This window comes from Hymenobacter sp. DG25B (assembly GCF_000801315.1).
In the GTDB taxonomy this organism is placed as follows: domain Bacteria; phylum Bacteroidota; class Bacteroidia; order Cytophagales; family Hymenobacteraceae; genus Hymenobacter.
Map to the genome: position 1 here is coordinate 1156725 of NZ_CP010054.1, position 25763 is coordinate 1182487.

Below are 25763 nucleotides of genomic sequence, written 5' to 3' on the forward strand. Positions count from 1 at the left end.
TAAGGCAGCGTTTCAACTGGCTGATTTTGCCTGGCAGGGCCGGAGCCATTGGCAAATTTTTACCTTCGTGAACCCATCCACTTTTCCACCCACCCATGAAACCCTTACCCGAGCACGCCGAAATCAACGGCCAGCGGCTACGGCCTGAGAGCCTGATGATGAGCTACGGCTACACCCCGGCCTGGAGCGAAGGCGCCATCAAATGCCCCATTTTTCAGACTTCTACCTTCGTTTTTAAGAATGCCGAGGAAGGCAAAGCCTTCTTCGAGCTGGCCTACGGCCTGCGCCAGGCCGACCCCGACGAGGAAATGGGCCTGATTTACTCCCGCCTCAACAACCCCAGCCTGGAAATTCTGGAGCACCGCCTCACGCTGTGGGATGAGGCTGAGGAAGCCGCCTCCTTTGCCAGCGGCATGGCTGCCATCAGCACCACGCTGCTTGCCCTGCTGAAGCCCGGCGACGTGATTCTGCACTCCGAGCCCGTGTACGGCGGCACCGATTTCTTCCTGAAGCAGGTGCTGCTGCGTTTCGGCATCACGGCCGTAGGCTTCTCACCCAAAGCCACCGAAGAAGAGCTGGCCGCGCAGGTAGCCACCATTACCCAGGGCCGCCTGGCCATGATTTACGTGGAAACGCCCGCCAACCCCACCAACCACCTGGTAGATCTGCGCGCCTGCGCCGCCGTAGCCCGCCGCTTCAGCGACGAGCAGTGCCCCGTGCGCCTGGTAGTAGACAATACCTTCCTGGGCCCCGTGTTCCAGCACCCGCTGCACCACGGCGCCGATGTAGTGCTGTACTCGGCTACCAAGTTCCTGGGCGGCCACTCCGACCTGATTGCCGGCGCGGCCCTGGCTTCCCGGGAAATTATGAAGGAGATAAAAGCCATGCGCACCTTCATGGGTACCATGTGCGACCCCAACACCGGCTGGATGCTGATGCGCAGCCTGGAAACCCTGAAGCTGCGCATGGAGCGCGCCGCCCAAAGCGCCCAGGTTATTGCCGACTGGCTGCGGGAGCACCCCCAGGTGGAGCGCACCTACTACCTCACGCATCTGGAGCACGACCCCGCCCAGCAGGCCATCTACGAACAGCAGTGCCTCTCGCCGGGCTCCATGATTTCTTTCGATATCCGGGGCGGCGAGGCGGAAGCTTTCCGTTTCCTCAACCACCTCAAGCTGATAAAGCTGGCCGTGAGCCTGGGTGGCACCGAAAGCCTGGCCGAGCACCCCGCCACTATGACGCACTCCGACATTATGCCGGAAACCCAGCGCGAAATGGGCATCTCCTCCCAGATGATCCGCCTCAGCATTGGGGTGGAAGATCCGCAGGACCTGATAGCCGACCTCACGCAGGCCTTTGATATGGTGCTGGCTGCGGACGCCCGGGAGCTGGAAACCGCTGCTGTTAGCCGCTAACTCCGGTTATCCTTCAAGCAAAAGCCCTGCGGCTACCGAATTTTCGGTGGCCGCAGGGCTTTTTGTTTTTGGCTTTACGAAGCCGGGTTCTTATATCCCTTCCAAATCGCCGCCGGCTTTCAGCAGCATATCGGCCAGGCGGGTTAAGTCCTGGCGGGTTTCGGGGGAGGCCGTGGCTGCGGCCTGGGTGGTTTGTACGCCCAGCATGCTTAGAGAGCGGCCAATGGCAACCGAATTCAGGGTGTGGTTTTCGCTGCTGAGCAAGGACTGCAGGTTGCCCAGCTCGCGCACCACGTCCTGCAGGGCGGGAATACCGCTTTGCTCCAGCAGGTTTTGCCAGTTGTCGATGTGGGTGTGGGCGGTGCTGAGGGGCAGGCCCGTGAGGCCGCTATGCAGGGCATGTAGGGTTTCCGTAAGCTGCGCGGCACCCGCTTTGGGGGTATAATGGTCGGTGAATTGGCTCATTTGTGGATAAGTTGTGGAAAACAGAGGGTTTAGTGGATAACAGGGGTAGCAGGCAGCGTGGCCAGGCCCAGCTCGTGCAGAATGGCTACGGCCCGCAGGGCGCTGCTTTCCTTGTCTTTTATTTCCAGCATCACATCGGGGTGCAGGCCGTGCAGGTGGGTGAGGAACTCCCGGAACTGCTCCTCGCTGATGGAGTTGGTGTGTTTGCCTTTCCGCTCGCCCAGGGCCTGGGAGCTGTAGTCCATCATGGGCGGGCCATCCTGGGTGGGGTGCCAGGTAGCGGCGGCCTGCTGCAGGGCCAGCGCCATAGGCTCGCTGTTATTCAGGCATTCGTGGTGCAGGTTATCAAAGAGCACGGGCACGCCCACGGCGTCGTAGAGCTGCAGACAGTCGCGCAGGCTATAGAGCCGGTCGTCGTTTTCTACCACCAGGCGGGCCTTCACGGCTTCCGGCAGGCGCTGGTACGTGGCAATCCAGCGGCTGAGGGCAGCTTCCTTGTCGCCGTACAGGCCGCCGGCATGGATCTGGAGCTTGGCCGTGGAATCCAGTCCCATCAGATCCAGCATAGAGCCCTGGTATACCAGCTCCTGCATGCTGCGCTCCACAATACCGGCGTCGGGGGAGTTCAGCACCACAAACTGATCCGGGTGGAAGGAGATGCGCATGTTATGCTGCTGGATGTACTGGCCCAGGGCGCGGAAACCGGCGGCAAAGTGGGTTTGCCAGGGGAAAGTATTGATGGGGTGCGAGCCGAAGGGTACCACGCCGGAGCCAATGCGGAAGAACAGCAGGCCGCGTTCCACATTATACTCCAGAATGCGCTGCAGGCAAGCCAGGTTATTGGTAACGGCCTGTACCAGCCGCTCTTCAGAGTAGGATGCCAGCCGAAACGTGGACGTAGACGTGCACGGCAGCGAGGCATTAACGCAGGGATACCCAATTCTCATACCCGGCTATACGGGGAAATGGTGAAATGGTGAGGTGGTGAACTAGCGAGTTTGACGTTCTACTTGCGCAAACCGCGCCTATTGAACATAAAACTCACCAGTTCACCACCTCACCGCTTATTCTACCTCGTAGCCGGTATTATCCTGAAAGTTCTTGTTGTATTTGCGCCGTTCCTGCAGGAATTTCTCTACCCGGTCGCGGTGCTCAATCTCCTCCATTTTGCGGCGCTGCTTGCCCTCCCGGGAAAACTGGTCGTAGAGCAGGCTGGCCGGGTTGGCCAGCGTAGCCGTGGGCGCTTTTGGCGCGGTAGAGTCTACCTTAAACAGTGGTTTGGGCGCCGGGGGGCGTTTCACGGCGCTGGTAGGCGCGGTAGAAGGGCGCCGTACATTGCGCAGGGCCCGGTTAATGGCGGCACGGTCGGGGCGGCCTTCCTGTACCCGCACTTCTCCTAGTTGAATATTGTCGCGCTCCAGCCTGATATGAATAATGAGCTGCGACAGCCCCGAGCCTCCTAAAGGCATACGCTGGGTCTTAAAGCCCACGGAGCGGAATACCAGCGTATCAGTATTCAGCGCATTCAGGCCAAAGTCGCCGTCACTGTTGGCCACCACCCCGCGGCCGGTGCGCTTCACCATCACGGACGCCCCGGGAATAGGCTTGCCGGTATCCGCCTCCGATACGGAGCCCGTTACCCGAATCTGAGCGGTGGCGGGCACCGCCAGCAACAGCCCCATAAACAAGAGCACCACCAGCCCCAAACGGCCGGGCCCGGAAAGCATCAAAGCAAAAACATCCGTCATTAGCATACAAAAACCCAACGCAAGGTAGCCAACTACCGAGCCAAAAGTAGGGTCTGTAGTTGCATGAGTTGCACCGCTCAGCTGAGCGGTGCCCCCGAACGAGCGAAAACCCGGCGGGCTATTTACATCCAGCGCACAAAAAAGCCCCCACCAGAAATGGCGGGGGCTTTTACTTAGCTTGGGAAAAGCGGGTTATTTAATGACGCTCTTGTCGCCATCCACTGGCTTGTCCTTCACGGTGCCATCGTCGGCGTCCATTTTGGTTTTGTTGCCTTCGGCATCCTTCAGTTTCACGTCACCGTCGGCCTTTACTTTGATTTTCGAGCCGTCGTCGTACTTGGTTTTCGATTTGGCATCGGCGTCCATCGTATTGTCCATCGACGAGGAAGAGGCGCTCATGTCCGTGTCATCCATGTAGTTGTTGTCGTAGTAAGAAACCCGGTTGGTTTCGTACTGCTGATACATGGTAGGATCAGCAAATACCTGCTTCATTTCCAGGTCCGAGTTGTCATATACGGTGCGCATTTCGGCAGCCATACCGGTGGTATCGGCGGCGTACTTCTGCTGCAGCTCGCCCAGGCGCTTGCCCCGGGTTACATACACGGTGCGCACTTTGGTGCGGGTGGCATCATCCAGCTTCATTTTGGCGGCTACGTCCGCGGCAATGCGGTCAGCGCGGCGCTCAATGGCGTCGTCGGAATAAGCCTGCGTGGTGGTCGTGGTGGTAGTAGTGGTGGTAGCGGCGCCATCCATGTTGGTGGTAGCCGTTTCCGTGGTTTTCTCCTGCGAGCAGGAGGCCATCGTGAGGGCAACGCCACACGAGAGCAGGAACAAGGTCTTTTTCATGAGTTTAAGATTAGGTGGGAGGGGAGGGAGAGTCAAAAATCGAATTTGGCGCATATACGGCCCGGTTCTCTGCACGGTTGCCGAAGCGCTATATAGGGCTATCAAAAAGCCACCGGCTGCTGGGCCGGTGGCTTTACGAAACTTGCACAGGAAGCCCTGTATTTAGGCGCGCTGCAGTTCAAATACCGTGATTTCGGGCAGGAAGCCCACCCGGCCTGGATAGCCCAAAAAGCCCAGGCCCGTGTTCACATATAAATACTGCTTGCCGCGCTGGTACAGGCCCGCCCATTCCTTGTAGGCATACTGCACGGGGCTCCATTTAAAGCCCGGCAGATTCACGCCAAACTGCATGCCGTGGGTGTGGCCGGAAAGGGTCAGGTCGATGTCGGGGTAGTTCACCACTTGCGCGTCCCAGTGGGACGGGTCGTGGGAAAGCAGAATCTTGAAGGGCGCACCGTGGGAACCGGCGTGGGCCTGGGCCAGGTTGCCGTACTTGGGAAAGCGCATTTGCGCGCCCCAGTTCTGCACGCCTAATACCGCTATTTTCTCGCCGTTGCGCTCTATCTGGTGGTGCTCATCCAGGAGCAGGCGCCAGCCAATTTTGGCGTGGTTGTCCATCAGGCGCTGCAGATTAGCGCGCTTGGCTTCCGGTGATTCCCACTCCACATAATCACCGTAGTCGTGGTTGCCGAGGATGGAGAAAATGGGCAGCTCCGACTTGATCTGCGACAGGGCTTCAATATGTTCCTCCACCTCCGTGGCCACGTTGTTCACCAGGTCGCCGGTCATAAACACAAGGTCGGCGTTTTGCGCATTTATCATGCGCACGGCCCGCTGTAGCGGCTCTTTTGATTGGAAGGAGCCGGTGTGCAGATCGGAAATCTGCAGGATTTTGAAGCCGTGGAAGGAAGCCGGCAGGTTGGGAAAGCGCAGCGTCACGCGCTTCACCTGATAATCGGTGGCCCCTTTAGCCATGCCCCAAACCAGAGAAATAAAGGGCAGGCTGCCCACCACCAGCGCCAGCCGGCTCAGGAACTCACTGCGGGAGATAAGGCCGGCGGAGGTACCGCTGGGTTGCATAACGGAGCGCACGGCCAGCAGCCCCATCCGATACAGATCTTCGGGCAGCAGAAAAACCAGTACCACCAGCTTGGTAGCCAGAAAAATAACCGGCAGGCTGCCCAGATAGGTTTTAAAAGGAGCAGGTGAAGTATGGCGGGTCATCATGGCCCAGGTAGCCAGGGCCCATACCGTGGCCGTGAGCACCCAGTAGCCAATGGCCGCCGCCCGGCGGGTGCCCGGCGAGGCGTGTTGCAGTACCGTGCGAATAGCCTGAAAGCCATACCACTCGGCTAAAACAAAAAGGGCAAGAAAGAGAAGGGTAATCAGAAGTCGAGACATAGTGGGGTATAAAACTGAGCCGGCCGGAAATAGTTCAGGGCCGGCCGTATGCGTAGAGACGAAGAAACCGGGTTTTTACTTTATTTTCCGGCTGATCTATCTAATCTAGGCAAGTATGGCAGTGAACAATGACTTAACAACGGCCGGGGCCGCCGAAGCCGCCCCGATACGCTATGAAACGCCTACCTCTTTCAGCATCAAAAGCTGGGCCGAGGAAGACCGCCCCCGCGAGAAGCTGCTGCAGAAAGGCCGCGCCGCCCTCTCCGATGCCGAGCTGATGGCCATTCTGCTGGGCTCCGGCACCGCCAAGCTCTCGGCCGTGGACGTTTCCAAGCTGATTCTGGCCGCCGTGCAGAACGACCTGAATGCCCTGGCCCGGCTGTCGGTAAAAGAGCTCATGCGCCATAAAGGCATCGGCGAAGCCAAAGCTATAACCATAGTGGCCGCCCTGGAGCTGGGCCGGCGCCGCAAGGAGGCGGCGGCTTCCCAGCGCACCACCATCACCTGCTCCACCGATATTTATAACCTGGTGCGCCCCAACCTGCAGGATTTGCCCCACGAAGAGTTCTGGGTGATTCTGCTGAACCGCGCCAACGTGGTGATGCGCAAAACCAGCATCAGCAGCGGCGGCGTGGCCGGCACCGTAGCCGACCCTAAGCTAATTTTTAAAGAGGCGCTGGAGCAGCTGGCCTCCTCCATAATTCTGGTGCACAACCACCCCAGCGGCAACCGCAACCCCTCCGCCGCCGATATTGCCCTCACCCGCAAAGTGAAAGAAGCCGGCCAGTTCCTGGACCTGCCCATCCTCGACCATCTAATATATACCGACCTGGGCTACTATAGCTTCGCCGATGAAGGTATGCTCTAAAGACAAAAAGAAAAAAATGATAAAATTTTCAATTTTAGTAAAGTGTATAATATTATCAATGCTATTAATAGGTTGTGATAACCATAATGCAGAAAAATTTTTAAGCAATAATTATAAGGGGTCGTATTGGGACCTAATAGCTATAAGAGGTATCGATGGTCATTATGAAAGAGTATTAAATAAAAGAAATAATTTACCTATTAACACCTTGTTTATTGGAAATTAAAATAGAGCCGAATTGTTTTTTAATGTTGATTCGATACATTCGGTTAATGAAAAAATAATAGATCAGGATATGTCTTATAAAGATGTTTATAGTATCTACGATGATAAAATAATTTTTAAATCAGATACTTTTTTTATTAATATAATAGATGTAGAAAGTTTTATGCTGGAAAATGTAAATAATAAAAATAATAAATTGTTTTTCCTGCGTAGTAAAAGCGAAAAAATAATAGGTAATAAATACCCGTATTTGAAAAGTAAATGGTAACTACTTAATCCTATATAAATAAAAAAGCCTCCCGCCACAGCCAGCCAGAATATCGGGCCAGCATGCAGCAGGAGGCTTTTGCTTGCTTAAAAGCGAAAATTAGAACCGACTTCGCTTAACGGGCTTCTTCTTTTTATTGCCGGAGCTAAGCCACAGAATAGTGCCGGCCGTGACGGCCGTGAAGGCGGCCATCTTCAGCACCAGCGTCTGGGGGCTGTGCTTCCACTCGGCTTTGTAGCCTTTTTCAGCAAAAATATTGGGCACGTGGCCGTGTACCAGGTCGTCTACAACACCTTCTACCACGTTCACCCGGTCGGCCAGCAGCAGCGGCAGCCAGTGCGGATATTGGTTTTCGCTGAAATGAAAGGCAAACCGCCGGATGATGCCGCTCAGGCCGCTGGGTGGCTCCGGGGTACCAAATACCGCCGAGACGTTGGGGCGCTCAATGGAGCGCAGCACTTCCGTCTCCACGGGCTGCAGCGCCTCTGGGCGGTGCTTAAAATCGGGGTCCTGCGAGATGTTCATGCGGGCCCGCATGGGGTAGGTGGGGTCGTTTTTCGGGTCGGCATCAATGCCCCAGCCTTTGATTTGCTTAGGGTCGATGGGCGTATTGATTACATTATGGTTTTCCATGGGGAGGCAGTGTTATTGGTTGGCGGTAGGGGGCATCATGACGGTTTTAATGCAGTTATCCAGCTTGGCGGAGAACATGCGGTAGCCGTCGGCTACTTCCTCCAGCGGGATGCGGTGCGTAATCAGGCCCTTGGGGTTGAGCACGCCGTTCTGCACGTGCTCAATCAGGCGCGGCAGCAAACGCTTTACCGAAGTCTGATTGCCCCGCATAGTGAGGCCCTTGTTCATCATGTTGCCAATGGGCACCAGGTTATCGGTGGGGCCATATACGCCTACAATAGATACCACGCCGCCTTTTTTCACGGAGTTAATAGCCCAGTGCAGGGCCGTGGCCGAGCCCGCCTGCAGCAGCAGCTTGCGGCCCGTAATGGTCTGCAGTAGATTGCCGGCGGCTTCGGCCCCCACAGCATCAATCACGCAGTCGGCTCCCAACCAGTCCGTAATTTTCTTGATGAACAGCACCGGGTCGCCGATTTCATTGAAGTTGTAAGCCTCACAGTAGGAATAGTTGCGGGCAAACTCCAGGCGGTAATCTTCCTGGTCGATGATGATGACGCGGCCGGCGCCGAACAGCCAGGCGCAGCGGGCAGCCATAATGCCAATGGGGCCGGCGCCAAACACCACCACAGTATCATTTTTCTGGATGCCGGCCATTTCGGCGGCCTGGTAGCCGGTGGGCACCACGTCGGTCAGCAGCACGGCATCATCCAGATCCATGCCCTCCGGAATAATGGTAGGGCCCACATTGGCATAGGGTACGCGGCAATATTCTGCCTGGCCACCATTGAAGCCACCGGCGGTGTGCGAGTAGCCAAAGATGCCACCTACGGCTGTGGCTTCGGTATTCGACTCGTGGCAGTTGCCAAACATGCCCTGCCGGCAGAAGTGGCACTCGCCGCAGGAAATATTGAAGGGCACAATTACCCGGTCGCCTACTTTCAGCTTCGTGACGTCGGTACCAATTTCCACCACTTCGCCCACAAATTCGTGGCCAAAGGTGGAGCCTACGCGCGTATCGGGCACGTTGCCGTTGTATAAGTGTAGGTCAGAACCGCAGATGCAGGTGCGCAGTACCCGGACAATAGCGTCCTGAGGATGTTTGATTTCCGGCATAGGTTTTTGCACGGCACGGACCCGCTTCGGGCCTCTGTATTCCATTGCTAGCATAATATTCCTGCTTGAAGTTATAAGTGGGACACATATTCCCTGGGGGCGGCGGAAGCTGTTACAGTAACTGAATACCTACTGCCTGGCGCCCGGTGGGGAATCACTTAATACTGCCTTAAAATCCTAAAGTTTCATGCCTGGATTTTATTCTTTCTAAATCCGTATTTATACGGTTAAGCTTCAGCGAATTACCCCGTTCCGGTTTAGCAAGCCCGCCGGCAACTAAGCCAGGCTAAGTTTTAGAAAGACCTGATGCACCAAACTTCAGTGCTTCCTGCGCCAGCCCGCTCTTGCTCTGAATGATTAGCCAGTAAGCACTTGAGGCTATAAAACCAGGCGCTGCATGGCTGCGCAGCAGGCCCGGCAGCGCAAGCCTTAGCGCCCATTCCTACCTTTGCGAAATGCGCGTTAACTCTAAACTTCTCATTGGCCTCGGTCTGCTGCTGATACTGGGCTATTTTCTGCAGGATATTGTCTTCAACGACAACGACTATTTCCTGCGCCTGCGCAAAGCCCGCCAGGAAAAGAATGCCGGCTTCCGTCGTGCCGCCAACTCCCCGCTGGACCAGAAGCAGCGCGACGGTTTTGACAGCCTCCGCTACTTTGCCCCCGACAGAGCCTACCGCGTAGAAGCCCAACTGGAGCGATTCGCTAAACAGGATACCGTGCTCATGCCCCTCACCGATGGCAAAGCCGACAAGTACCTGCGTTGGGGCCGCGCCGCCTTCGAAGTAAACCAGCAGCCCCAGCAACTCACCCTGTTTCTGAAAGCCGATGGGCAGGACTCCACGCTCTTCATCCCCTTCACCGATAAAACCAACGGCTTCAGCAGCTACGGCGGCGGCCGTTACCTCGATGCGGCCCTGCCCGGCAAAGACTCAAAGGAAATCGAGCTGGACTTCAACCAGGCCTACAATCCCTTCTGCGCCTATAATAATGGCTACGCCTGCCCCGTGCCCCCGGCCGATAACCGCCTAGCCGTAGAAATCAGAGCCGGCGAGCAGGACTTCCACGACCACGCCGAGCACGAGTAAGGCAGCGTAGCAGAAAGTAGCGCGAAGCTCCGGCTTCGCATACGAGCAACGCGAGTAGCAGGCGTCTGCTGATGTATAGTCCAACTCGTAGGAACTCGCTGCGCTCCTACGCGAAGCCAGAGCTTCACGCTACTCTATGCGCTACTCTGCGCTACTTTATTCCCGCCGCCCCAAATCCTTACCTTTGCCGCGCCTGCCAGCTCCTTCCGCGCCTGGCAACTGGCAACCGACAACTGACAACTGAGATGAAAATATCCCTCGACTGGCTCCGCACGCTTATCCCCACCAACAAACCCGCCGAGGAAATCGGGCAGCTGCTCACGGGCTCCGGGCTGGAGGTAGAAGGCATTGAAGAGCTGGAAAGCATCCCCGGCGGCCTGCGTGGCCTGGTGCTGGGCACCGTGCTCACCTGTGAAAAACACCCCGACGCCGACAAGCTCAGCCTGACCACGGTAGATGTAGGCGACGAAACCCCGCGCCAGATTGTATGCGGCGCCGCCAACGTGCGCGCTGGCCTGAAAGTGGTAGTGGCCCTGGAAGGCGCCATGCTCTACCCGGCCCAGGGCGAGCCGTTCAAAATCAAGAAGTCCAAAATCCGCGGCGCGGCTTCCGAAGGCATGATCTGCGCCGAGGACGAAATCGGCCTGGGTACCTCGCACGAGGGTATTATGGAGCTGGATACCGACCTGCCCAACGGCACCCCCGCCGCCGACTACTTCGGTCTGGGTTCGGATTCGGTATTCGAAATTGGCCTGACGCCGAACCGCGCCGATGCTGCCTCGCACTATGGCGTGGCCCGCGAGCTGCGCGCCCTGCTGCACCAGCCCTGCCACCTGCCCGATATCAGCCAGTTTCACGCTCCCGCCACGGCGGAGCAGAATATTGCTGTGGTTATTGAAGACACCGAGGCCAGCCCGCGCTATGCCGGGCTGCTGCTGGAAAACGTGCAGGTAGGTCCGTCGCCGGAATGGCTGCAGCGCCGTTTGCGCAGCATTGGTTTGTCGCCCATTAATAATGTGGTAGACGTCACCAACTTTGTGCTGCACGAGCTGGGCCAGCCCCTGCATGCCTTCGATGCCGACCAGATAACCGGTAATAAAATCCGCGTGAAGCGCGCCGAAGCCGGGGAGAAGTTCACGACCCTGGACGGGACCGAGCGCACCCTGAAAGGCGAAGACCTGGTTATTGCCGATGCTAACGGCGCACCTATGGCGCTGGCCGGCGTATTCGGCGGCAAAACCTCCGGCGTTTCCGACGGTACTACCCGCGTGTTCCTGGAAAGCGCCTACTTCGCGCCGGCCGTGGTGCGCAAAACCGGCCAGACGCACCAGCTGAAAACCGATGCCTCCTTCCGCTTCGAGCGCGGCACCGATCCGCACATGGTGCCCATTGCCCTGAAGCGCGCCGCCCTGCTGCTGCAGGAAGTGGCTGGCGCCACCGTAGCAGCGCCCATTGTAGATGAATACCCCCACCACATCGGCCACACCATGGTACGCCTGCGTTTGCCGCGGGTAGAAAAGCTGGTGGGCCAGTTCATTGCTCCGGAGCGCATCCGCCAGATTCTGACCGATCTGGATATCCTGATTTCGGAAGAAGGCAAGGACGAAGGGGGACACGCGGAGTGGATTCTGTCGGTGCCGCCGCACAAGGTAGACGTAACCCGCGAGGCCGACATTATTGAGGAAATTCTGCGCATTTACGGCTACAACCACGTGGCCCTGCGGCCGCACAACTCCGCTACTTTCCTGGCGCAGTTCCCGAATCCCGATCCGGAAATCATCCGCCAGAATACGGCCCGCCTGCTCAGCGGGCAGGGTTTCTCGGAAATCATTACCAACTCCATTACCAACTCGGCTTACTTTGAGAAGGAAGGAGAGCCGGTGGAAGAGCTGGTGCGCCTGCTCAACTTCAATAGCGCCGAGCTGAATGTAATGCGCCCGGCCATGCTGTTCAGCGGCCTGGAGGTGGTGCGCTACAACGTGAACCGCCGCCAGCGCGACCTGAAGCTGTATGAGTTCGGGAAAACCTACCGTCAGAAAGCCGGTGGCCAGTACGAGGAGCAAAACAAGCTGGTGATTTACCTCACGGGCAACACGGCCGCCGAAACCTGGCAGCAGAAGTCGGACAAATCCTCTTTCCACCAACTGGCCGGGGCCGTGCAGCAGGTGCTGGCCTCGCTGGGGTTTGCTACGCCTACCTCACAGCCGGTGCAGCACCCGTACCTGGCGGGCGGCCTTACGCTGCTGGCCCAAAACCAGCCCGTAGCGCTGACAGGAGCGGTTTCGCCGGCCGTGCTGAAGCGCATGGACGTGAGCCAGCCCGTGTGGTATGCCGAGCTGGACTGGGACTGGCTGATGCGCAAGTACAAGAACACGCTGGTAGCCCGCGAGCTGCCCAAGTTCCCGGAAGTGCGCCGCGACCTGTCCCTGGTAGTCGATAAAACCGTCACCTTCGACCAGCTGCAGCAGATTGCCCGCCGCACGGAGAAGAAACTCCTTCAGCAGGTGAATGTGTTTGACGTGTATGAGGGCGACAAGCTGGGCGCCGATAAGAAGTCGTACTCCGTGAGCTTCCTGCTGCAGGATCCCACCCAAACCCTCACCGACCAGGCTATTGATGGCGTGATGCAGCGGCTGATTCAGCAGTTTGAGCAGCAGGCCGGGGCGGTAATCCGCCGGTAAGCAAACGGATAAAAGAACGTCATTCCGAGCGCAGCCGAGGAATCTCGCGTGCTGATGTTAGAGTAAGAATCAGACGTCAGCATGCGAGATTCCTCGGCTGCGCTCGGAATGACCGTTCCAAGTAATGAAAGCCAAATGAAGGGAAGTTAAAGCTCAACTTTAAGCTGATAGTACTAGAGCCCGTAACTTCGTCTTACATTAGCTCCAAAATATTTCCCCTTCAATGGCCTCAACTCAGCAGCTTGCGCAACTCGACCGCCTGGAGCGGCAGGTAACCACGTTAGTGGCTGCCTATCAGCAGTTGCGCGAGGAGCTGGCCGATGCCCAGACCACCATTCAGCAGCTGCGTGCCGACGTGCGCGACCGGGAGCGGCAGTTGAAGGATTTCCAGAATCAGGAGAATATTACTAAACTTGTACATACCATAGCAGGGGAACCTGCCAATGCAACAGAGCTAAAACAGCGACTCAACGAATACATCCGCGAGATAGATAAGTGCCTTGCCTATTTGAGGGAGTAAAACACCATCAACCTACCGCCTACTGATACCCATGTCCGACTTATCCATCAAAATCCGCGTCGCCGACCGGGATTATCCTATGCGGGTAACCCCCACGGAAGAGGAGCGCCTGCGTATGGCAGGCCGGCTGCTCAACGACCGGATCCGGGAATTTCGCGAACAGTACGGCATCCAGGACAAGCAGGACTTGTTGGCCATGATTGCCTTATCCACCATGGCTGACCGCCTGAAGGTTAGTAAGGAAAAGGACGGCACCGACGCCGCGCTGACCGAGCGCCTGTCGCGCCTGGACCAGCTGCTTTCCTCGCTCGTGCTCGACTAAGAGCCGGGCGTTTGGCCGAACAATCGGTTCGGTTGCAACGGGCTTTCGCTAAGCCCTTTGTGCCTGTTGTAGTGGCATTCTTTTGCTGTGGCTTTGTTCTTTATTTCAAAAACCATAGCCATGCCCGACATTTTGTATATCGTGGTGGCGGCCGTAGTAGCGTTAGCCCTGGGCGTCTTTATCGGACGACAGCTGGCTGGCAAAGCCCGGCAGGACCACGAGGCCAACGCTAAAGCCCGCGCCCAGCAATTGCTGGAGGAGGCCGAAGCCAAGGCCAGCCGCATCCGCGACGAGCGGATCCAACAGTCGAAAGACAAGTTCCGCAACCTCAAACAGGAGTTTGAGCAGGAGAGCCGCCGCCAAAAACAAGCCCTGGACCAGGAGCTGATTGAGCGCCGCGCCGCCGTAGTAGAGCAGGAGCAAAGCATTAAAAAGCTGAGCGAAACCACGCAAAAGCAGCTGGAGCAGCTGCAGCGCAAGGAAAAAGACCTCGATACCACCCGCGAAAAAATTGAAACCCAGGCGCAGCAGCTGCGCGAAAAGCTGGAAGGCCAGGAAGAGCGCCGCCAGCAGGCTCACGATGCCCAGCTAGCCAAGCTGCAGCAGAAAGAGCACGACGCCGAAGCCAAGCTACAGCAGGTACAGCAGCAGCTGGAAACGATTTCGGGCCTGACGGCCGCCGAAGCCCGCGAGCAGCTGGTGGAGTCGCTGAAGAACGAAGCCCAGATTCAGGCTTCCAGCTACATTAAAGATGTGGTGGCCCAGAGCAAGCTCACGGCTACTAAAGACGCCAAGAAAGTGGTGCTGGAAACCATTCAGCGCACCGCGGCCGAGCACGCCATTGAAAACTGCGTGTCCATCTTCAATATCGAATCTGACGATGTGAAGGGCAAGATTATCGGCCGCGAGGGCCGTAACATCCGCGCCCTGGAAGCCGCTACCGGCGTGGAGATTATTGTAGATGATACGCCCGAGGCTATCATCATTTCCGGTTTTGACCCGGTGCGCCGCGAGGTGGCCCGTCTGTCGCTGCACTTACTGGTGAAAGACGGCCGGATTCACCCGGCCCGCATTGAGGAGATTGTGGCCAAAACCCGCAAGAACATTGATGAGGAAATCGTCGAAATCGGCGAAAAAACCATCATCGACCTCGGCATTCACGGCCTGCACCCCGAGCTGATTAAGATGGTGGGTCGCATGCGTTTCCGCTCTTCTTACGGCCAGAATCTGCTGCAGCACTCCCGCGAAGTAGCCAACCTCTGCGCCACCATGGCCGCCGAGCTGGGCCTGAACGTGAAGCACGCCAAACGTGCCGGTCTGCTGCACGACATCGGTAAAGTAAGCACCGAGGAGCCCGAGCTACCCCACGCCATTCTGGGCATGGAGATGGCCAAGAAGTACAAAGAGCATCCCGACGTGGTAAACGCCATTGGCGCCCACCACGATGAAATTGAGATGACGGCCATGATTTCGCCGCTGGTGCAGGCCTGCGACGCCATTTCCGGCTCGCGCCCCGGCGCCCGCCGCGAGATGATGGAAAGCTACATCAAGCGCCTGAAGCAACTGGAGGAAACCGCCGTTTCGTTTGATGGTGTACTGCAGTGCTATGCTATTCAGGCCGGCCGCGAGCTGCGCGTGATGGTAAACGCCGACAACGTAACCGATGACCGGGCCCAGGAGCTGAGCTACGAAATCTCGCAGAAAATCGAGAAGGAAATGCAGTACCCCGGCCAGATCAAGATTACGGTTATCCGGGAAATGCGCGCCGTGGCTTACGCCAAGTAAAACGGCGAAACTGTATTCCATTAAAAAGCCTCCGCAGCGTTAGTTGCGGAGGCTTTTTGTTGTTGGTAGCTCGTGGGTTGATATGCGTCAATAACTTATATCTTGCTTCAAATTAGCGGGCTCACGTTGTATTATTTCTACTGATGAATTCTCATTATTTCCGGGCAGCTTGGAGCATAGTTCTCTTAGGGTTAGCAACCGGTTGCAGTATTTACGCACCTATGTTGCCTATTGCGCCCGTGCTACGGGATAAAAATCAGGCCGAAGCAGCGGCGGCAGTTCACATTAATGGCCGTATACAGGGGAATGTAGCCTATTCGCCTATCCAGCATTTATTGCTAACAACGGCTGGAAGCTACCAGAAAAGAGGCTCTACTGAGGACACAACTCATTTTTATAATCGTCAATACGAAGTAGGGATTGGTACTTATTGGCCGGTAGCTAAATCCTGGTTGTTCAGCGGGCAATTGGGCTACGGTCAGGCTGAAAGCCAGCGGGCCTTTAAAGGCATAAGAAATATTGTGGTGTTGGACCCGGGTTACGATAAGTATAGAACCCATTACAACAAGTTTTACGGGCAGGTAGCGGCCTCTGTGGATATAAGCAGAGTAACTCTGGGGCTTTCCTACCGACGCACCTGGATAGATTTCAAGTCGCTTACCTACAACGAGGAAGCGTTGCCTTTTCGCCGCATGATCCGCAATGAGCCCATGCTTTTTGTGCGTACCGGCGTTACCCGCCAAACAGCCTCTTTTCTGAAGCTACAGGTTACTCTGGGTGGCTCCTTTAATTCGGGTAATAATTTAAATAACGCTGATGATCCACTGGACTGGCATAGAAATAATCTACGGGAAGATATAATCACGTACAGCATAGGGCTAATATTTCACCCGCACTATTTGCCAAAGCGTACTGAGTAGGGTACATCCTTAATGGGGAGAAACAGAGGGTTGCCAAAAATCCGGGGCAGTTACTTTTGCTTTAGATATCGAAACACATTATTCAGCCCCTCCGCCCAGGTAGGGTGTGCAAATACCATGTCCTGCAGCTGCTGATACCGTAGCCGCCCGGCCATAGCCAGCTGAAACATGGCCATGATTTCGCCGCCCTGCTCACAGAAGATGGCGGCACCCAGGATTCGGTCCTGCTTATCTACCAGCACTTTCCAGAAGCCGGCCGTCCGGCCGGTTTCGCGGGCGCGGCCAATGGTGCGCACGGGCAGCTTGGCCACGCGGTAAGCAATGCCCTGCTCCCGCGCCTGCTGCTCAGAGAGGCCAATGCGCCCCAGCTGCGGCTGCGTGAAAACCACGTAGGGCAGGGGGCGATTCTTGGCCGAGCGGCGCCGGCCATGCAGCAACTTATCCCGCACTATGCGGTAGTCGTCGTAGCTGATGTGGGTGAACTGGGGGCCGCCGTGCACGTCGCCCAGCGCGTACACGCCGCGCACCTTGGTTTGCAGCTGACTGTTTACGTGGATATAGCCGTGCTCATCGGTTTTAATGCCGGCAGCCTCCAGGCCCAAGTCATCGGTGTTGGGCTGGCGGCCGGTAGCTACCAGCAGGTGGGAGCCCGCCAGGCGGCGCTGTCCCGAGGCGGTTTGCGCGGTAACGGTAATAGTAGCTGCTTCCTGCGGCTGCGAAACCCGGTGAACCCTGGCGCCCAGCACGACTTCAATGCCCATTTCTTCCAACAGGTGCTGCAGGGCTTCGCTGACATCAGTATCCTCGTGCCCCAGCAGCTGACTACTGGAATCAATAATGGTAACGCGGCTCCCGAACCGCCGAAACATATACCCAAACTCTACCCCGATGTAGCCGCCGCCCAGGATAACCAGGTGCTCGGGCAGCTCGCGCAAATCCAGCAATTGGGTAGGGGTGAGGTAACTGGTTTTTAGCAGGCCGTCTATTTTTGGAATGGCGGCCCGGGTGCCGGTATTAATGAAAATGAGCGGGGCAGTAATTTCTTGAGCAACGCGGCCGCCGCTCATTACCTGCACGGTGCGCGGGCCGGTGAAAGTAGCGTGGCCGTGCAAAACCCGGATGTTGGGATGCTCGGGCGTGAGGTTGTGCTGCACTCCGGCACGCGTTTTTTCGATGATGGCATCTTTGCGGTCCATGGCGGCGGCCAGGTCCAGCACCGGCGTGCCTGCCTGAATGCCATAAGCAGCCGCATCCCGAATTTGCTGCAGGCGCTCGGCAGAAGTGAGCAGGGCCTTCGTGGGCGAGCAGCCAAAGTTGATGCAGGAACCACCCAGCAGGTGCCGCTCTACGAGAATTACCTTTTTGCCGGCATCGGCCAGGCTACCGGCCAGGGGGTTGCCGGCCTGGCCGGAGCCAATAATCAGCGCGTCGCAGGAAATGCGTTGCAGAGCCATAAGCAGCGAGGAAGAACAGGCAGGAAATACAAAACTTGCTTTCCTTACGGCTCAAACTCAGCTGTGGCTACACAACGAAACAGGCTTTTCGTCGTTGTGCCCCATATCATTGCCCTTGCTTAGCTTATGAATACTTCCTTACGCGCCCTGTTTTCTGTTTGCCTGTTGGGGCTGGCCAGCTGCCGCTCCATGTACTTTCCGCCTACCCCCAATGCCCCCATGCTTACCCAGCAGGGCGAGTTTAGTGGTGGTGCCCACGTTAATTTTCAAGGGAATTTCACAGCCCAGGGCGCCTACGCCGTTACCGACGGGCTGGGCGTTATCGGCACGGCATCCTTTCTGCACACCGACAAAAAGCGCAAAGCCCTCGACCATGATTTTGCCGAGTTGGGGGCAGGCTACTTCACCCGCCTGGGCGACCACCGCGTGATTGAAGGCTATGCCGGCTACGGCTTCGGCACCAGCCACCGCACCGAGCGCGACGGGGATGGTATGGTGACAGAGCGCCTCGATGCTAAGCTGGAAAAGGTATTTGTGCAGGTGAACTACAGCTCCAAAGACAGCAAAGTGGTGCGGGCGCTGGGCCGCGAATGGCCCATCAGCTACGGCACGGCCCTGCGTGTGAGCTTCATGAACATGTATGACTTCAAGCTGAATGGAGTGCCCGGCCCTAATGAAAAGAACATTCTGCTGGAGCCCATTACCTGGACGCGCGTGCAGCTGGCCGGCCCTTTGCAGTTTCAGTTCATCAGCGGCAGCAACTTTGGCCTGCGCCACCGCAAGTACATGAAGGCCTCTAACTCCGTCTTCAATTTCGGCCTGCTGATGAATATTGGTGGGCAGCCGGGGAAGCGGTAGGACTATAAACTGCTCGGTAATTTCAAGTGCCAGCTTTCAGGAAGAAGTGAATGCCCCGCAAAGCATTAATGCAATGGTTTCCCCAATGCGTTTCAAAGTCAAACTTGAACTGCCAGATAGCGTGCTCTTTACAGTATTCTATGGGTAAATCATAGATAACTAAGGCCTTTTTCAAGTCCTGATAAATGTCGCCTAAGTCATCCAGCAAATCGCAGCAAACCGGCTCATCATCTCTCAGATCAGTGGGCGCGAATACGCTCCAGTAGTAGCGGTTAGTGCCTAGACGGAGGGAAAGAGTCTGAAGGGTTTCAGAAAAATGGGTTTTGTGGATGAATTCGTCAAACTCCATATCGGATGGTAAATCCATCCACTCGAGTTGAATCGATAGTTGGTAAAGGTGAAGGAGATGATGCTGCGTGGCTCTCAAAAAGGAAGTAGAATCTTCTTCCTCTTTTGGATTGGTAACGAATTCACATAATGCTCTGGCTGCCAGCACAAATGAGCTGATAAGATTAGTATTCAAAGCTTACTTATAAACAGTAGTTGCGAAACAGAAGAGGATAGCAAGATGAATACGTAGGCAAAATAGACAGACATAATAAAAAAGCCCCGACTCACGCCGGGGCTTTTTCTATTTACTCGAAAGCAATAAAGCTTACGCTTCTACTTTTTCGCCTTGCAGTACGCGCAGCATCGTCTCGCCAATTTCGGCGGGCGAATCTACTACGTGGATACCGCACTCGCGCATGATGGCCATTTTAGCCGCTGCCGTGTCGTCGGCACCGCCTACAATAGCACCGGCGTGGCCCATGCGGCGGCCGGGAGGCGCGGTTTGGCCGGCAATGAAGCCTACCACAGGTTTTTTGTTGCCGGTTTCCTTGATCCAGCGGGCTGCCTCGGCTTCCATGCCGCCGCCAATTTCGCCAATCATCACGATGCCCTCAGTTTCGGGGTCGTTCATGAGCATTTCCACGGCTTCTTTGGTGGTAGTACCAATGATGGGGTCACCGCCAATGCCGATGGCCGTGGTCTGGCCCAGGCCGGCTTTGGTGAGCTGGTCTACGGCTTCGTAGGTCAGGGTGCCCGACTTGGACACGATGCCTACGCGGCCTTTCTGGAAAATGAAGCCGGGCATGATACCCACTTTGCACTCGCCGGCTGTCATCACGCCGGGGCAGTTTGGGCCAATCATGCGCAGGCCGTCGCGGCCTTTCAGGTATTCCTTTACCGCAATCATGTCCTTGGTTGGAATGCCTTCGGTGATGGTTACGATAACTTTAATGCCGGCATCAGCTGCTTCCATAATGGCATCAGCGGCAAAAGCCGGGGGCACGAAAATGATGCTGGTATCGGCGCCGGTTTTCTCTACGGCCTCGGCCACGGTGTTGAACACGGGGCGCTCCAGGTGCTGGGTACCACCTTTGCCGGGCGTTACGCCGCCCACCACGTTGGTGCCGTACTCAATCATCTGCTGGGCGTGGAACGAGCCTTCGGAGCCGGTAAAGCCCTGCACAATCACTTTAGAATCCTTGTTGACCAGAACACTCATAGAAGTGGGGTTAGCGGAAATGCGGGTTGAGGGTGGGAATGCCCGGCGGCCCAGGTGGGTTACCGGTCCGCAAAAGTATGCTTTTTTAGGTGTAGCGCGAAACGGCATTTCCACCGTGTATAGAAGGGATACTGCGCCGCACTTCCTGGCTCCCATCTGAAATCCGTACCTTTGCGGGCTACATCTCACAAAACTGCCCACCCATTTCCATGTACCTGAACCATATCATTGAGGCCGTTGGTAATACTCCGCTGGTGAAACTCAATAAAGTCACTGATGGCATTAAAGGCACCATCCTGGCCAAAGTGGAATATTTTAACCCTGGCAACTCGGTGAAAGACCGGATGGCCATTAAGATGGTGGAAGATGCCGAGAAGGCAGGCCTGCTGAAGCCCGGCGGTACCATCATTGAGGGCACTAGCGGCAATACCGGCATGGGCCTGGCGCTGGTGGCCATTTCTAAGGGCTACAAGTGCATCTTTGTAATGAGCGACAAGCAAAGCAAAGAAAAGCAGGATATTCTGCGGGCCGTAGGGGCCGAAGTGGTGGTTTGCCCGGTAGACGTGGCCCCGGAAGACCCGCGCTCCTATTACTCCGTTGCCCGTCGACTGAGCCAGGAAACCCCCAATTCGTTCTATCCCAACCAATACGATAACCTCTCCAACGCGGCGTCGCACTACGAAACCACGGGCCCCGAAATCTGGAATAGCACCGAGGGCCAGATTACTCATTTGGCGGCGGGCGTAGGTACGGGCGGCACCATCTGCGGCACGGCCAAGTTTCTGAAGGAGCGTAACCCCGGGGTGGTCTCCATTGGTCTCGATACTTATGGCTCCGTTTTCAAAAAGTACAAGGAAACCGGTATCTTTGATGAGAACGAAATTTATCCCTACAAAACGGAAGGTATAGGGGAGGATATTCTCCCCAAGAACGTTGACTTTGACCTGATAGACCAGTTTATCAAAGTAACCGACCAGGATGCCGCCCTCATGACGCGTCGCTTGGCCAAAGAAGAAGGCCTCTTTGTAGGCTGGTCCTGTGGCTCGGCAGTGCATGGGGCATTAGAGTATGCCAAAGAGCACTTACAAGAGGCAGACACCATGGTTATCATTCTGCCAGACCATGGCACCCGCTACCTCGGAAAAATCTACAACGACGACTGGATGCGCGAGCAAGGCTGGTTGTAGAGTTTCACTTCCCCTGTTTTTGCGGATGGCAGGGCCCACGCGTACCAATGCCCATAGCCATGCCTAAGAAACTGCGCAATGTTGTGCTGGTGGATGACAATGAAACCACCAGCTTTCTGAATAACCGTTTGCTTAGCCGTTTGGACGTAGCTGAAAGCGTGCAGTCCTTTTCCCGCGCCGAAGAAGCCTATGCTTTTCTGTGGGGCGATGGTTCTGCCGGTACCGGCACCAGCTCGGAAAAAGCAGCCAGCCTGATTTTTCTGGATCTGAAAATGCCCGGTATGGATGGCTTCGAGTTCCTGAAGCTATATGATGCTCTACCCGAGCAGGCCAAGGAAAATACGGTCATGACCGTACTCACCACCTCTATGCATTCCGCCGACACCGCTCGGGTGGCGCAGTACAAGGATGTGGAGTACCTGGCCAAGCCGCTCACGGAAGAGAAAATGAATAAGCTCATGGCAAAGCGGTTTCAGGACAAGTAAGACGTTGCTATTTGAGTTAAACAAAAAAAGCCTTCTGCTGATCAGCAGAAGGCTTTTTTGTTTTTGATAGTGCCCGGCCTTGCTACACTACGGCGTCTACAAACCGGAAGGCTTCGCCATCAAACAGGCCTTTGTCGCTGAGCTTAAGGCTGGGAATCACCAGCAAAGCCATAAAAGACAGCGTCATGAACGGAGCCTGCAGCGGGGAGCCCAGCTGCTTGGCCAGGGCATCTACGGCGGCATAGGCCTCCGCCACGTGGTAGCCGTCTTTATCCGACATCAGCCCGGCTACGGGCAGGGGCAGGAGCATCTCCTGCCCATCGGGCCCTACAGCCGCCAGGCCGCCTTTGGCTTCCATCACCAGGTTTACGGCGCGGGCCAGGCTCTCATTGTCGCAGCCTACGGCCGTGATGTTGTGCGAGTCGTGGCCTACGCTGCTGGCCAGTGCCCCCTGTTTCAGGCCGAAACCCTGGATGAAGGATACCGCGGGCGGGGCGGCGTGGTAGCGGTTTACCACGGTGAGCTTGAGAACATCCTGCGGCACATCAGCTACCACATAGCCATCCTGCACGGTGGCGGCCATATCATGGCGGGCGGTAATAAGCTGCCCGTCGAAGCACTCCATCACGCGCACGGTGGCCACGTCGCCGGGGGTAGGCACCGCAAAATCAGCCGCCGTGAGGTGTTGGGAATAAAACTGATTGACTACGGGGCAGGGCGCCGGCGCAATGCGTGTCTGGCCGTTTTCGGCCACCAGCACCCCATCCAGGTACGTTTGCTGCACCCGGAAGTCCTGCAGGTTTTGCACCACAATAAAATCGGCGGCATCCCCCACTCGCAGCAGGCCCACTGGTAGGTTATAATGCTCCACCGGGTTGCGGCAGGCCACGCGCAGTACCTGCCGCACGTCCTGGCCGCGGGCCACGGCCCGCTGCACCAGCTGGTTAATATGGCCCAGCACCAGCGTATCGGGGTGCTTGTCGTCGGAGCAGAACATCATGTGCTCATGGTGTTCCGGCAGCAAATCAATGAGCGCCTCAAAGTTGCGGGCCGCCGAGCCTTCCCGCACCAGAATTTTCATGCCCACGGCCAGCTTGTCCAGGGCTTCTTCGGCCGTAAAGCATTCATGGTCGGTGCTGATGCCGGCGGCCGCATATTGGCGGGCGTCCTCGCCGCGCAGCCCGGGGGCGTGCCCGTCTACGGGGCGGCCATAAGCCTGCGCCAGCCGGATCTTCTCCATTACCTCCGCGTCGCGGTGCAGCACGCCCGGCCAATTCATCATTTCCGCCAGGTACCCGATTTTAGGGTTCTGAAACAGCTGCTCAATATCCTGGGGGGTAATGGTGGCGCCGGCGGTTTCAAACACGGTGGCCGGCACGCAGGAGGGAGCCCCAAAGCAGAACTTAAAGGGCACGTGCCCCGCGCTGGCCAGCATATAGTCCACGCCCGCCACGCCCAGCACGTTGCCTATTTCGTGCGGATCGGAGACGGTAGCTACGGTGCCGTGCACCACGGCCAGGCGGGCAAACTCGGCGGGCACCAGCAGGGAGCTTTCCACGTGCACGTGCGCATCTACAAAGCCGGGCAGGGCATAAGGTAGGGTGGCATCGGGTGCAGTAGCACCGGTGGGCGTGATGGACTGAATGCGCCCATCCACCACAGAAATGGTGCCGGGCAGAATGGTGTTAGCGAAAAGGTCGACGACGTTGGCCGTCAGCTGGAATTCGGAGGGCATAAGCGGATACACTAAGGGCCGACGTGCGGCGTTGCGCTGTAAAGAACCTTAACTTTACCTGAAAATCAGTATCTCCGTTACCGTGAGAAAGAGCATCACCACGTTTTTGGCCTTCTGGGTGCTGGCCACGGCCGGCGGCCTCACTACTTCCTGTGCTACCCGCACCCCGCAGCAGAAGAAAACGGCTTCCTTTAAACGGAAAGCCAAAGGCGGCCACGTGCCCTGCCCCTGCGACAGTCATTAATAAGCAATAAGAGAACTAGCATGCTGAGCGTAGCAGAACATGATGCTGCGCATGTGGTGCAGCAAGCCAGGGACCTGAAATAGCTTTCCCGCTTTTTCTGAACGTCCTGTCGAGCATGTGGCGCATCAAGCCAGGGACCGAGACAACTCGCTCGTGTGGTAAACCCAACGAAGTGGTAAAGATGCTTTAACAAGCTCCGCATGACAGTTTTCGCTTTAATGCCGTATTGAATTGATTTGCCGTAAAGGCTTACAACCAGCCCCAACTCTATGTCCACCACCGAAAACAACCCCCTCGCCGCCCTGCACCAGGCCGCCGAAGCCGTCCGCCAGCAGCTGCAGGTAAATGCCTTCGATGCCGCCGCCGTGCAGCACCTGGCCGACTTTATTGAGGCCCAGCGCCCCACCCTGAAGCCGGATGACCGGCAGGGCGTTATTACGGCCCTGGGCTGCTTCCTGGGCGAGTGTATGGTGCAGACGTTTGGCGGCCAATGGGCCGCTGGCCCCGATGGCAGCACGGGGGTAGGAATAGGAGGGCAGCACTTCTTTAATCCCTTCTATCGTATTGATCAACAGCTCACTCACGGTTTGCAGGAGTCGGTAGCGGCCTTCTTTGCCAGCGTGCCCAACCGGATGGAAGAGAAAGTACAGCGCAAAAGCTGGATTTAATATCAATTTTCAAATAAAAATTTCATTATTCCGCGCCAGTTCGATATACTTACTGTACGACCTGGCAACACACCTATTGTCCATTAACCAGCCCAGAAGCCAGGACTGGTCCTTTACGTGCTGTGGAAGAACTGAGAACGGCCGCCGAAGCTGTGCGGCAGAATTTGAATTTTTCGTCGTTCGACGAACCGGCTGTGCGTGAGCTGGCCAAATTTATTGAGGAGCAGCGCTCTACCATGCCCGAAGCCGAGCAACCCGGCGTGATCAATGCCCTGGGCTGCTTCCTGGGGGAGTGCATTATTCGGAGCTTTGGCGGCTACTGGCACCGGGAAATGAACGGCTTGGTGGGCGTGCGGCTGCAGGGCCGGGACCTCATTAATCCGTTTGTTTCGATAGAGCGCCACCTGCTGCACGGGGTAGTGGATGCCGTGGTATCCGTATTTCGGGAAGCGGCAGTAGTGCCGGATTCAGCGCGGCGGAGAACGTGGATACCACTACCTTTGCCCCCGCGTCGAACCCTCTCCACATGAAACTACTCGTCATTGCCATCGATGGCTACTCCTCGTGCGGCAAAAGCACCACGGCTAAGGCCGTAGCCGCCGAATTAGGCTATGCCTACATCGATACGGGAGCCATGTACCGGGCAGTGACGTTGTACTTACTGGAACATAATATCAGTCTGGAAGACCTGCCCCGTATTGAGCAGGCCTTGCATGAAATGCACATCACCTTCAAGCGTAACCGCCGCACGGGGCGCAACGAGGTGTGCATTGATGGCGAAATCAGGGAAGACGAAATCCGCCAGATGCGCATTTCCAACTCCGTGAGCGAGGTATCTGTGATTCCGGCCGTGCGCCACGCCATGGTGCGCCAGCAGCAGCGCATGGGCCGCAAGCGCGGCGTGGTAATGGACGGGCGCGATATTGGCACTACCGTGTTTCCGGACGCGGAAGTGAAAATATTTATGACGGCCGATACCCGCACCCGCGCCGTGCGCCGCCAGGATGAACTTCTGGCCAAGGGGGAAGAGGTGGCGCTGGAAAGCATCATTGATAACCTGGTGAAGCGCGACCATATAGACTCTACCCGCACGGAAAGCCCCCTGCGCCGCGCCGCCGATGCCGTGCTGCTCGATACCTCGCACATCACCATTGATGAGCAGGTGGATTTCGTCCTCGAGCGGGTTTCTGCCGTATTATTAGCGCAGGCGGCTGCCGCTCATAATGAGCGAAATGGCAGTGAGGCCGTGGTATAAACAGGTAGGCCCGAAAGTTGCTTTCGGGCC

At 56.8% G+C, this 25763-nt stretch carries 25 protein-coding genes and 1 pseudogene; 15 read left to right on the forward strand and 11 right to left on the reverse strand.

Going from position 1 to position 25763, the window contains the following annotated elements:
- The first annotated feature begins 95 nt into the window (after positions 1 to 95).
- Positions 96 to 1415 (forward strand): cystathionine gamma-synthase family protein, encoded by a 1320-nt coding sequence (locus tag PK28_RS04975; RefSeq protein WP_044512023.1) that lies wholly within the window; start codon positions 96 to 98, stop codon positions 1413 to 1415.
- 90 nt (positions 1416 to 1505) lie between these two features.
- Here the strand turns inward: PK28_RS04975 and PK28_RS04980 are convergent, their stop codons facing one another.
- The 5 genes from PK28_RS04980 to PK28_RS05000 form a co-directional block, all read right to left on the reverse strand.
- Positions 1506 to 1880, reverse strand: coding sequence for a hypothetical protein (locus PK28_RS04980; RefSeq protein WP_044512025.1), 375 nt, complete (start codon positions 1878 to 1880; stop codon positions 1506 to 1508).
- 29 nt (positions 1881 to 1909) lie between these two features.
- Positions 1910 to 2827, reverse strand: coding sequence for a UV DNA damage repair endonuclease UvsE (gene uvsE, locus PK28_RS04985; RefSeq protein ID WP_044512026.1), 918 nt, complete (start codon positions 2825 to 2827; stop codon positions 1910 to 1912).
- A gap of 117 nt (positions 2828 to 2944) precedes the next feature.
- Positions 2945 to 3628: a carboxypeptidase-like regulatory domain-containing protein gene (locus PK28_RS04990; protein ID WP_044512028.1), complete on the reverse strand. Its 684-nt coding sequence runs from the start codon at positions 3626 to 3628 to the stop codon at positions 2945 to 2947.
- A gap of 192 nt (positions 3629 to 3820) precedes the next feature.
- A complete protein-coding gene (locus tag PK28_RS04995) occupies positions 3821 to 4474 on the reverse strand; it encodes a hypothetical protein (protein WP_156126244.1) in 654 nt (217 codons plus the stop codon).
- A gap of 162 nt (positions 4475 to 4636) precedes the next feature.
- Positions 4637 to 5875 carry a metallophosphoesterase gene (locus PK28_RS05000; protein WP_044512032.1) on the reverse strand — a complete coding sequence of 413 codons (1239 nt, stop codon included), beginning with the start codon at positions 5873 to 5875 and terminating at the stop codon, positions 4637 to 4639.
- 115 nt (positions 5876 to 5990) lie between these two features.
- Between PK28_RS05000 and radC the strand changes: the two genes are divergently transcribed.
- Positions 5991 to 6743: a RadC family protein gene (gene radC, locus PK28_RS05005; protein ID WP_082016964.1), complete on the forward strand. Its 753-nt coding sequence runs from the start codon at positions 5991 to 5993 to the stop codon at positions 6741 to 6743.
- Between the two features lie 592 nt (positions 6744 to 7335).
- Here radC and PK28_RS05015 read toward each other — a convergent pair.
- Together PK28_RS05015 and PK28_RS05020 are read right to left on the reverse strand one after the other, a co-directional pair.
- Positions 7336 to 7869 (reverse strand): hypothetical protein, encoded by a 534-nt coding sequence (locus tag PK28_RS05015; RefSeq protein WP_044512036.1) that lies wholly within the window; start codon positions 7867 to 7869, stop codon positions 7336 to 7338.
- Between the two features lie 12 nt (positions 7870 to 7881).
- Positions 7882 to 9036: a zinc-dependent alcohol dehydrogenase gene (locus tag PK28_RS05020; RefSeq protein WP_044512038.1), complete on the reverse strand. Its 1155-nt coding sequence runs from the start codon at positions 9034 to 9036 to the stop codon at positions 7882 to 7884.
- Between the two features lie 401 nt (positions 9037 to 9437).
- Between PK28_RS05020 and PK28_RS05025 the strand changes: the two genes are divergently transcribed.
- The 6 genes from PK28_RS05025 to PK28_RS05050 all read left to right on the forward strand — a co-directional run bounded on the left by PK28_RS05025 (position 9438) and on the right by PK28_RS05050 (position 16298).
- Positions 9438 to 10070 (forward strand): DUF1684 domain-containing protein, encoded by a 633-nt coding sequence (locus PK28_RS05025; protein ID WP_044512040.1) that lies wholly within the window; start codon positions 9438 to 9440, stop codon positions 10068 to 10070.
- Between the two features lie 245 nt (positions 10071 to 10315).
- A complete protein-coding gene (pheT, locus tag PK28_RS05030; RefSeq protein ID WP_044512042.1) occupies positions 10316 to 12751 on the forward strand; it encodes a phenylalanine--tRNA ligase subunit beta in 2436 nt (811 codons plus the stop codon).
- Between the two features lie 223 nt (positions 12752 to 12974).
- Entirely contained in the window at positions 12975 to 13271 is a 297-nt protein-coding gene (locus PK28_RS05035; protein WP_044512044.1) for a hypothetical protein, read from the forward strand.
- Positions 13272 to 13302: 31 nt separating this feature from the next.
- Entirely contained in the window at positions 13303 to 13593 is a 291-nt protein-coding gene (locus PK28_RS05040; protein WP_044512045.1) for a cell division protein ZapA, read from the forward strand.
- Between the two features lie 120 nt (positions 13594 to 13713).
- Positions 13714 to 15378: a ribonuclease Y gene (gene rny, locus PK28_RS05045; RefSeq protein WP_044516310.1), complete on the forward strand. Its 1665-nt coding sequence runs from the start codon at positions 13714 to 13716 to the stop codon at positions 15376 to 15378.
- 221 nt (positions 15379 to 15599) lie between these two features.
- Complete coding sequence (locus PK28_RS05050) at positions 15600 to 16298, forward strand: hypothetical protein (protein WP_044512048.1); 699 nt, start codon at positions 15600 to 15602, stop codon at positions 16296 to 16298.
- Between the two features lie 50 nt (positions 16299 to 16348).
- Here the strand turns inward: PK28_RS05050 and PK28_RS05055 are convergent, their stop codons facing one another.
- The gene (locus PK28_RS05055; RefSeq protein ID WP_044512050.1) at positions 16349 to 17752 is read right to left on the reverse strand and encodes a mercuric reductase; all 1404 of its coding nucleotides are present in this window, start codon (positions 17750 to 17752) and stop codon (positions 16349 to 16351) included.
- 126 nt (positions 17753 to 17878) lie between these two features.
- Between PK28_RS05055 and PK28_RS05060 the strand changes: the two genes are divergently transcribed.
- Entirely contained in the window at positions 17879 to 18610 is a 732-nt protein-coding gene (locus tag PK28_RS05060; protein WP_044512053.1) for a hypothetical protein, read from the forward strand.
- 22 nt (positions 18611 to 18632) lie between these two features.
- Here the strand turns inward: PK28_RS05060 and PK28_RS19510 are convergent, their stop codons facing one another.
- Together PK28_RS19510 and sucD are read right to left on the reverse strand one after the other, a co-directional pair.
- Entirely contained in the window at positions 18633 to 19133 is a 501-nt protein-coding gene (locus PK28_RS19510; protein ID WP_156126245.1) for a DUF5063 domain-containing protein, read from the reverse strand.
- 132 nt (positions 19134 to 19265) lie between these two features.
- Positions 19266 to 20159, reverse strand: a complete 894-nt coding sequence (gene sucD / locus PK28_RS05070) for a succinate--CoA ligase subunit alpha (RefSeq protein ID WP_044512055.1) — start codon at positions 20157 to 20159, stop codon at positions 19266 to 19268.
- Positions 20160 to 20368: 209 nt separating this feature from the next.
- On the opposite strand from sucD, the pseudogene PK28_RS05075 reads away from it, so the two are divergent.
- Both PK28_RS05075 and PK28_RS05080 read left to right on the forward strand, forming a co-directional pair.
- Positions 20369 to 21343 (forward strand): annotated as a pseudogene (locus tag PK28_RS05075) (PLP-dependent cysteine synthase family protein); the annotation flags it as partial.
- A 62-nt stretch (positions 21344 to 21405) separates the two neighbouring features.
- On the forward strand, positions 21406 to 21831 hold the full coding sequence (locus tag PK28_RS05080) for a response regulator (RefSeq protein ID WP_044516314.1): 426 nt from the start codon (positions 21406 to 21408) through the stop codon (positions 21829 to 21831).
- A gap of 82 nt (positions 21832 to 21913) precedes the next feature.
- Here the strand turns inward: PK28_RS05080 and ade are convergent, their stop codons facing one another.
- Complete coding sequence (gene ade, locus PK28_RS05085) at positions 21914 to 23566, reverse strand: adenine deaminase (protein ID WP_044512061.1); 1653 nt, start codon at positions 23564 to 23566, stop codon at positions 21914 to 21916.
- 82 nt (positions 23567 to 23648) lie between these two features.
- Between ade and PK28_RS20330 the strand changes: the two genes are divergently transcribed.
- The 4 genes from PK28_RS20330 (at position 23649) to cmk (ending at position 25733) form a co-directional block, all read left to right on the forward strand.
- A complete protein-coding gene (locus PK28_RS20330; protein ID WP_156126246.1) occupies positions 23649 to 23810 on the forward strand; it encodes a hypothetical protein in 162 nt (53 codons plus the stop codon).
- 269 nt (positions 23811 to 24079) lie between these two features.
- Positions 24080 to 24478 carry a hypothetical protein gene (locus PK28_RS05090; RefSeq protein WP_044512062.1) on the forward strand — a complete coding sequence of 133 codons (399 nt, stop codon included), beginning with the start codon at positions 24080 to 24082 and terminating at the stop codon, positions 24476 to 24478.
- Positions 24479 to 24600: 122 nt separating this feature from the next.
- Positions 24601 to 25008, forward strand: coding sequence for a hypothetical protein (locus PK28_RS05095; RefSeq protein WP_044512065.1), 408 nt, complete (start codon positions 24601 to 24603; stop codon positions 25006 to 25008).
- Complete coding sequence (gene cmk / locus PK28_RS05100; RefSeq protein ID WP_044512068.1) at positions 25005 to 25733, forward strand: (d)CMP kinase; 729 nt, start codon at positions 25005 to 25007, stop codon at positions 25731 to 25733. The genes PK28_RS05095 and cmk overlap by 4 nt, the downstream gene beginning before the upstream one ends.
- The last annotated feature ends 30 nt before the right edge of the window (positions 25734 to 25763 follow it).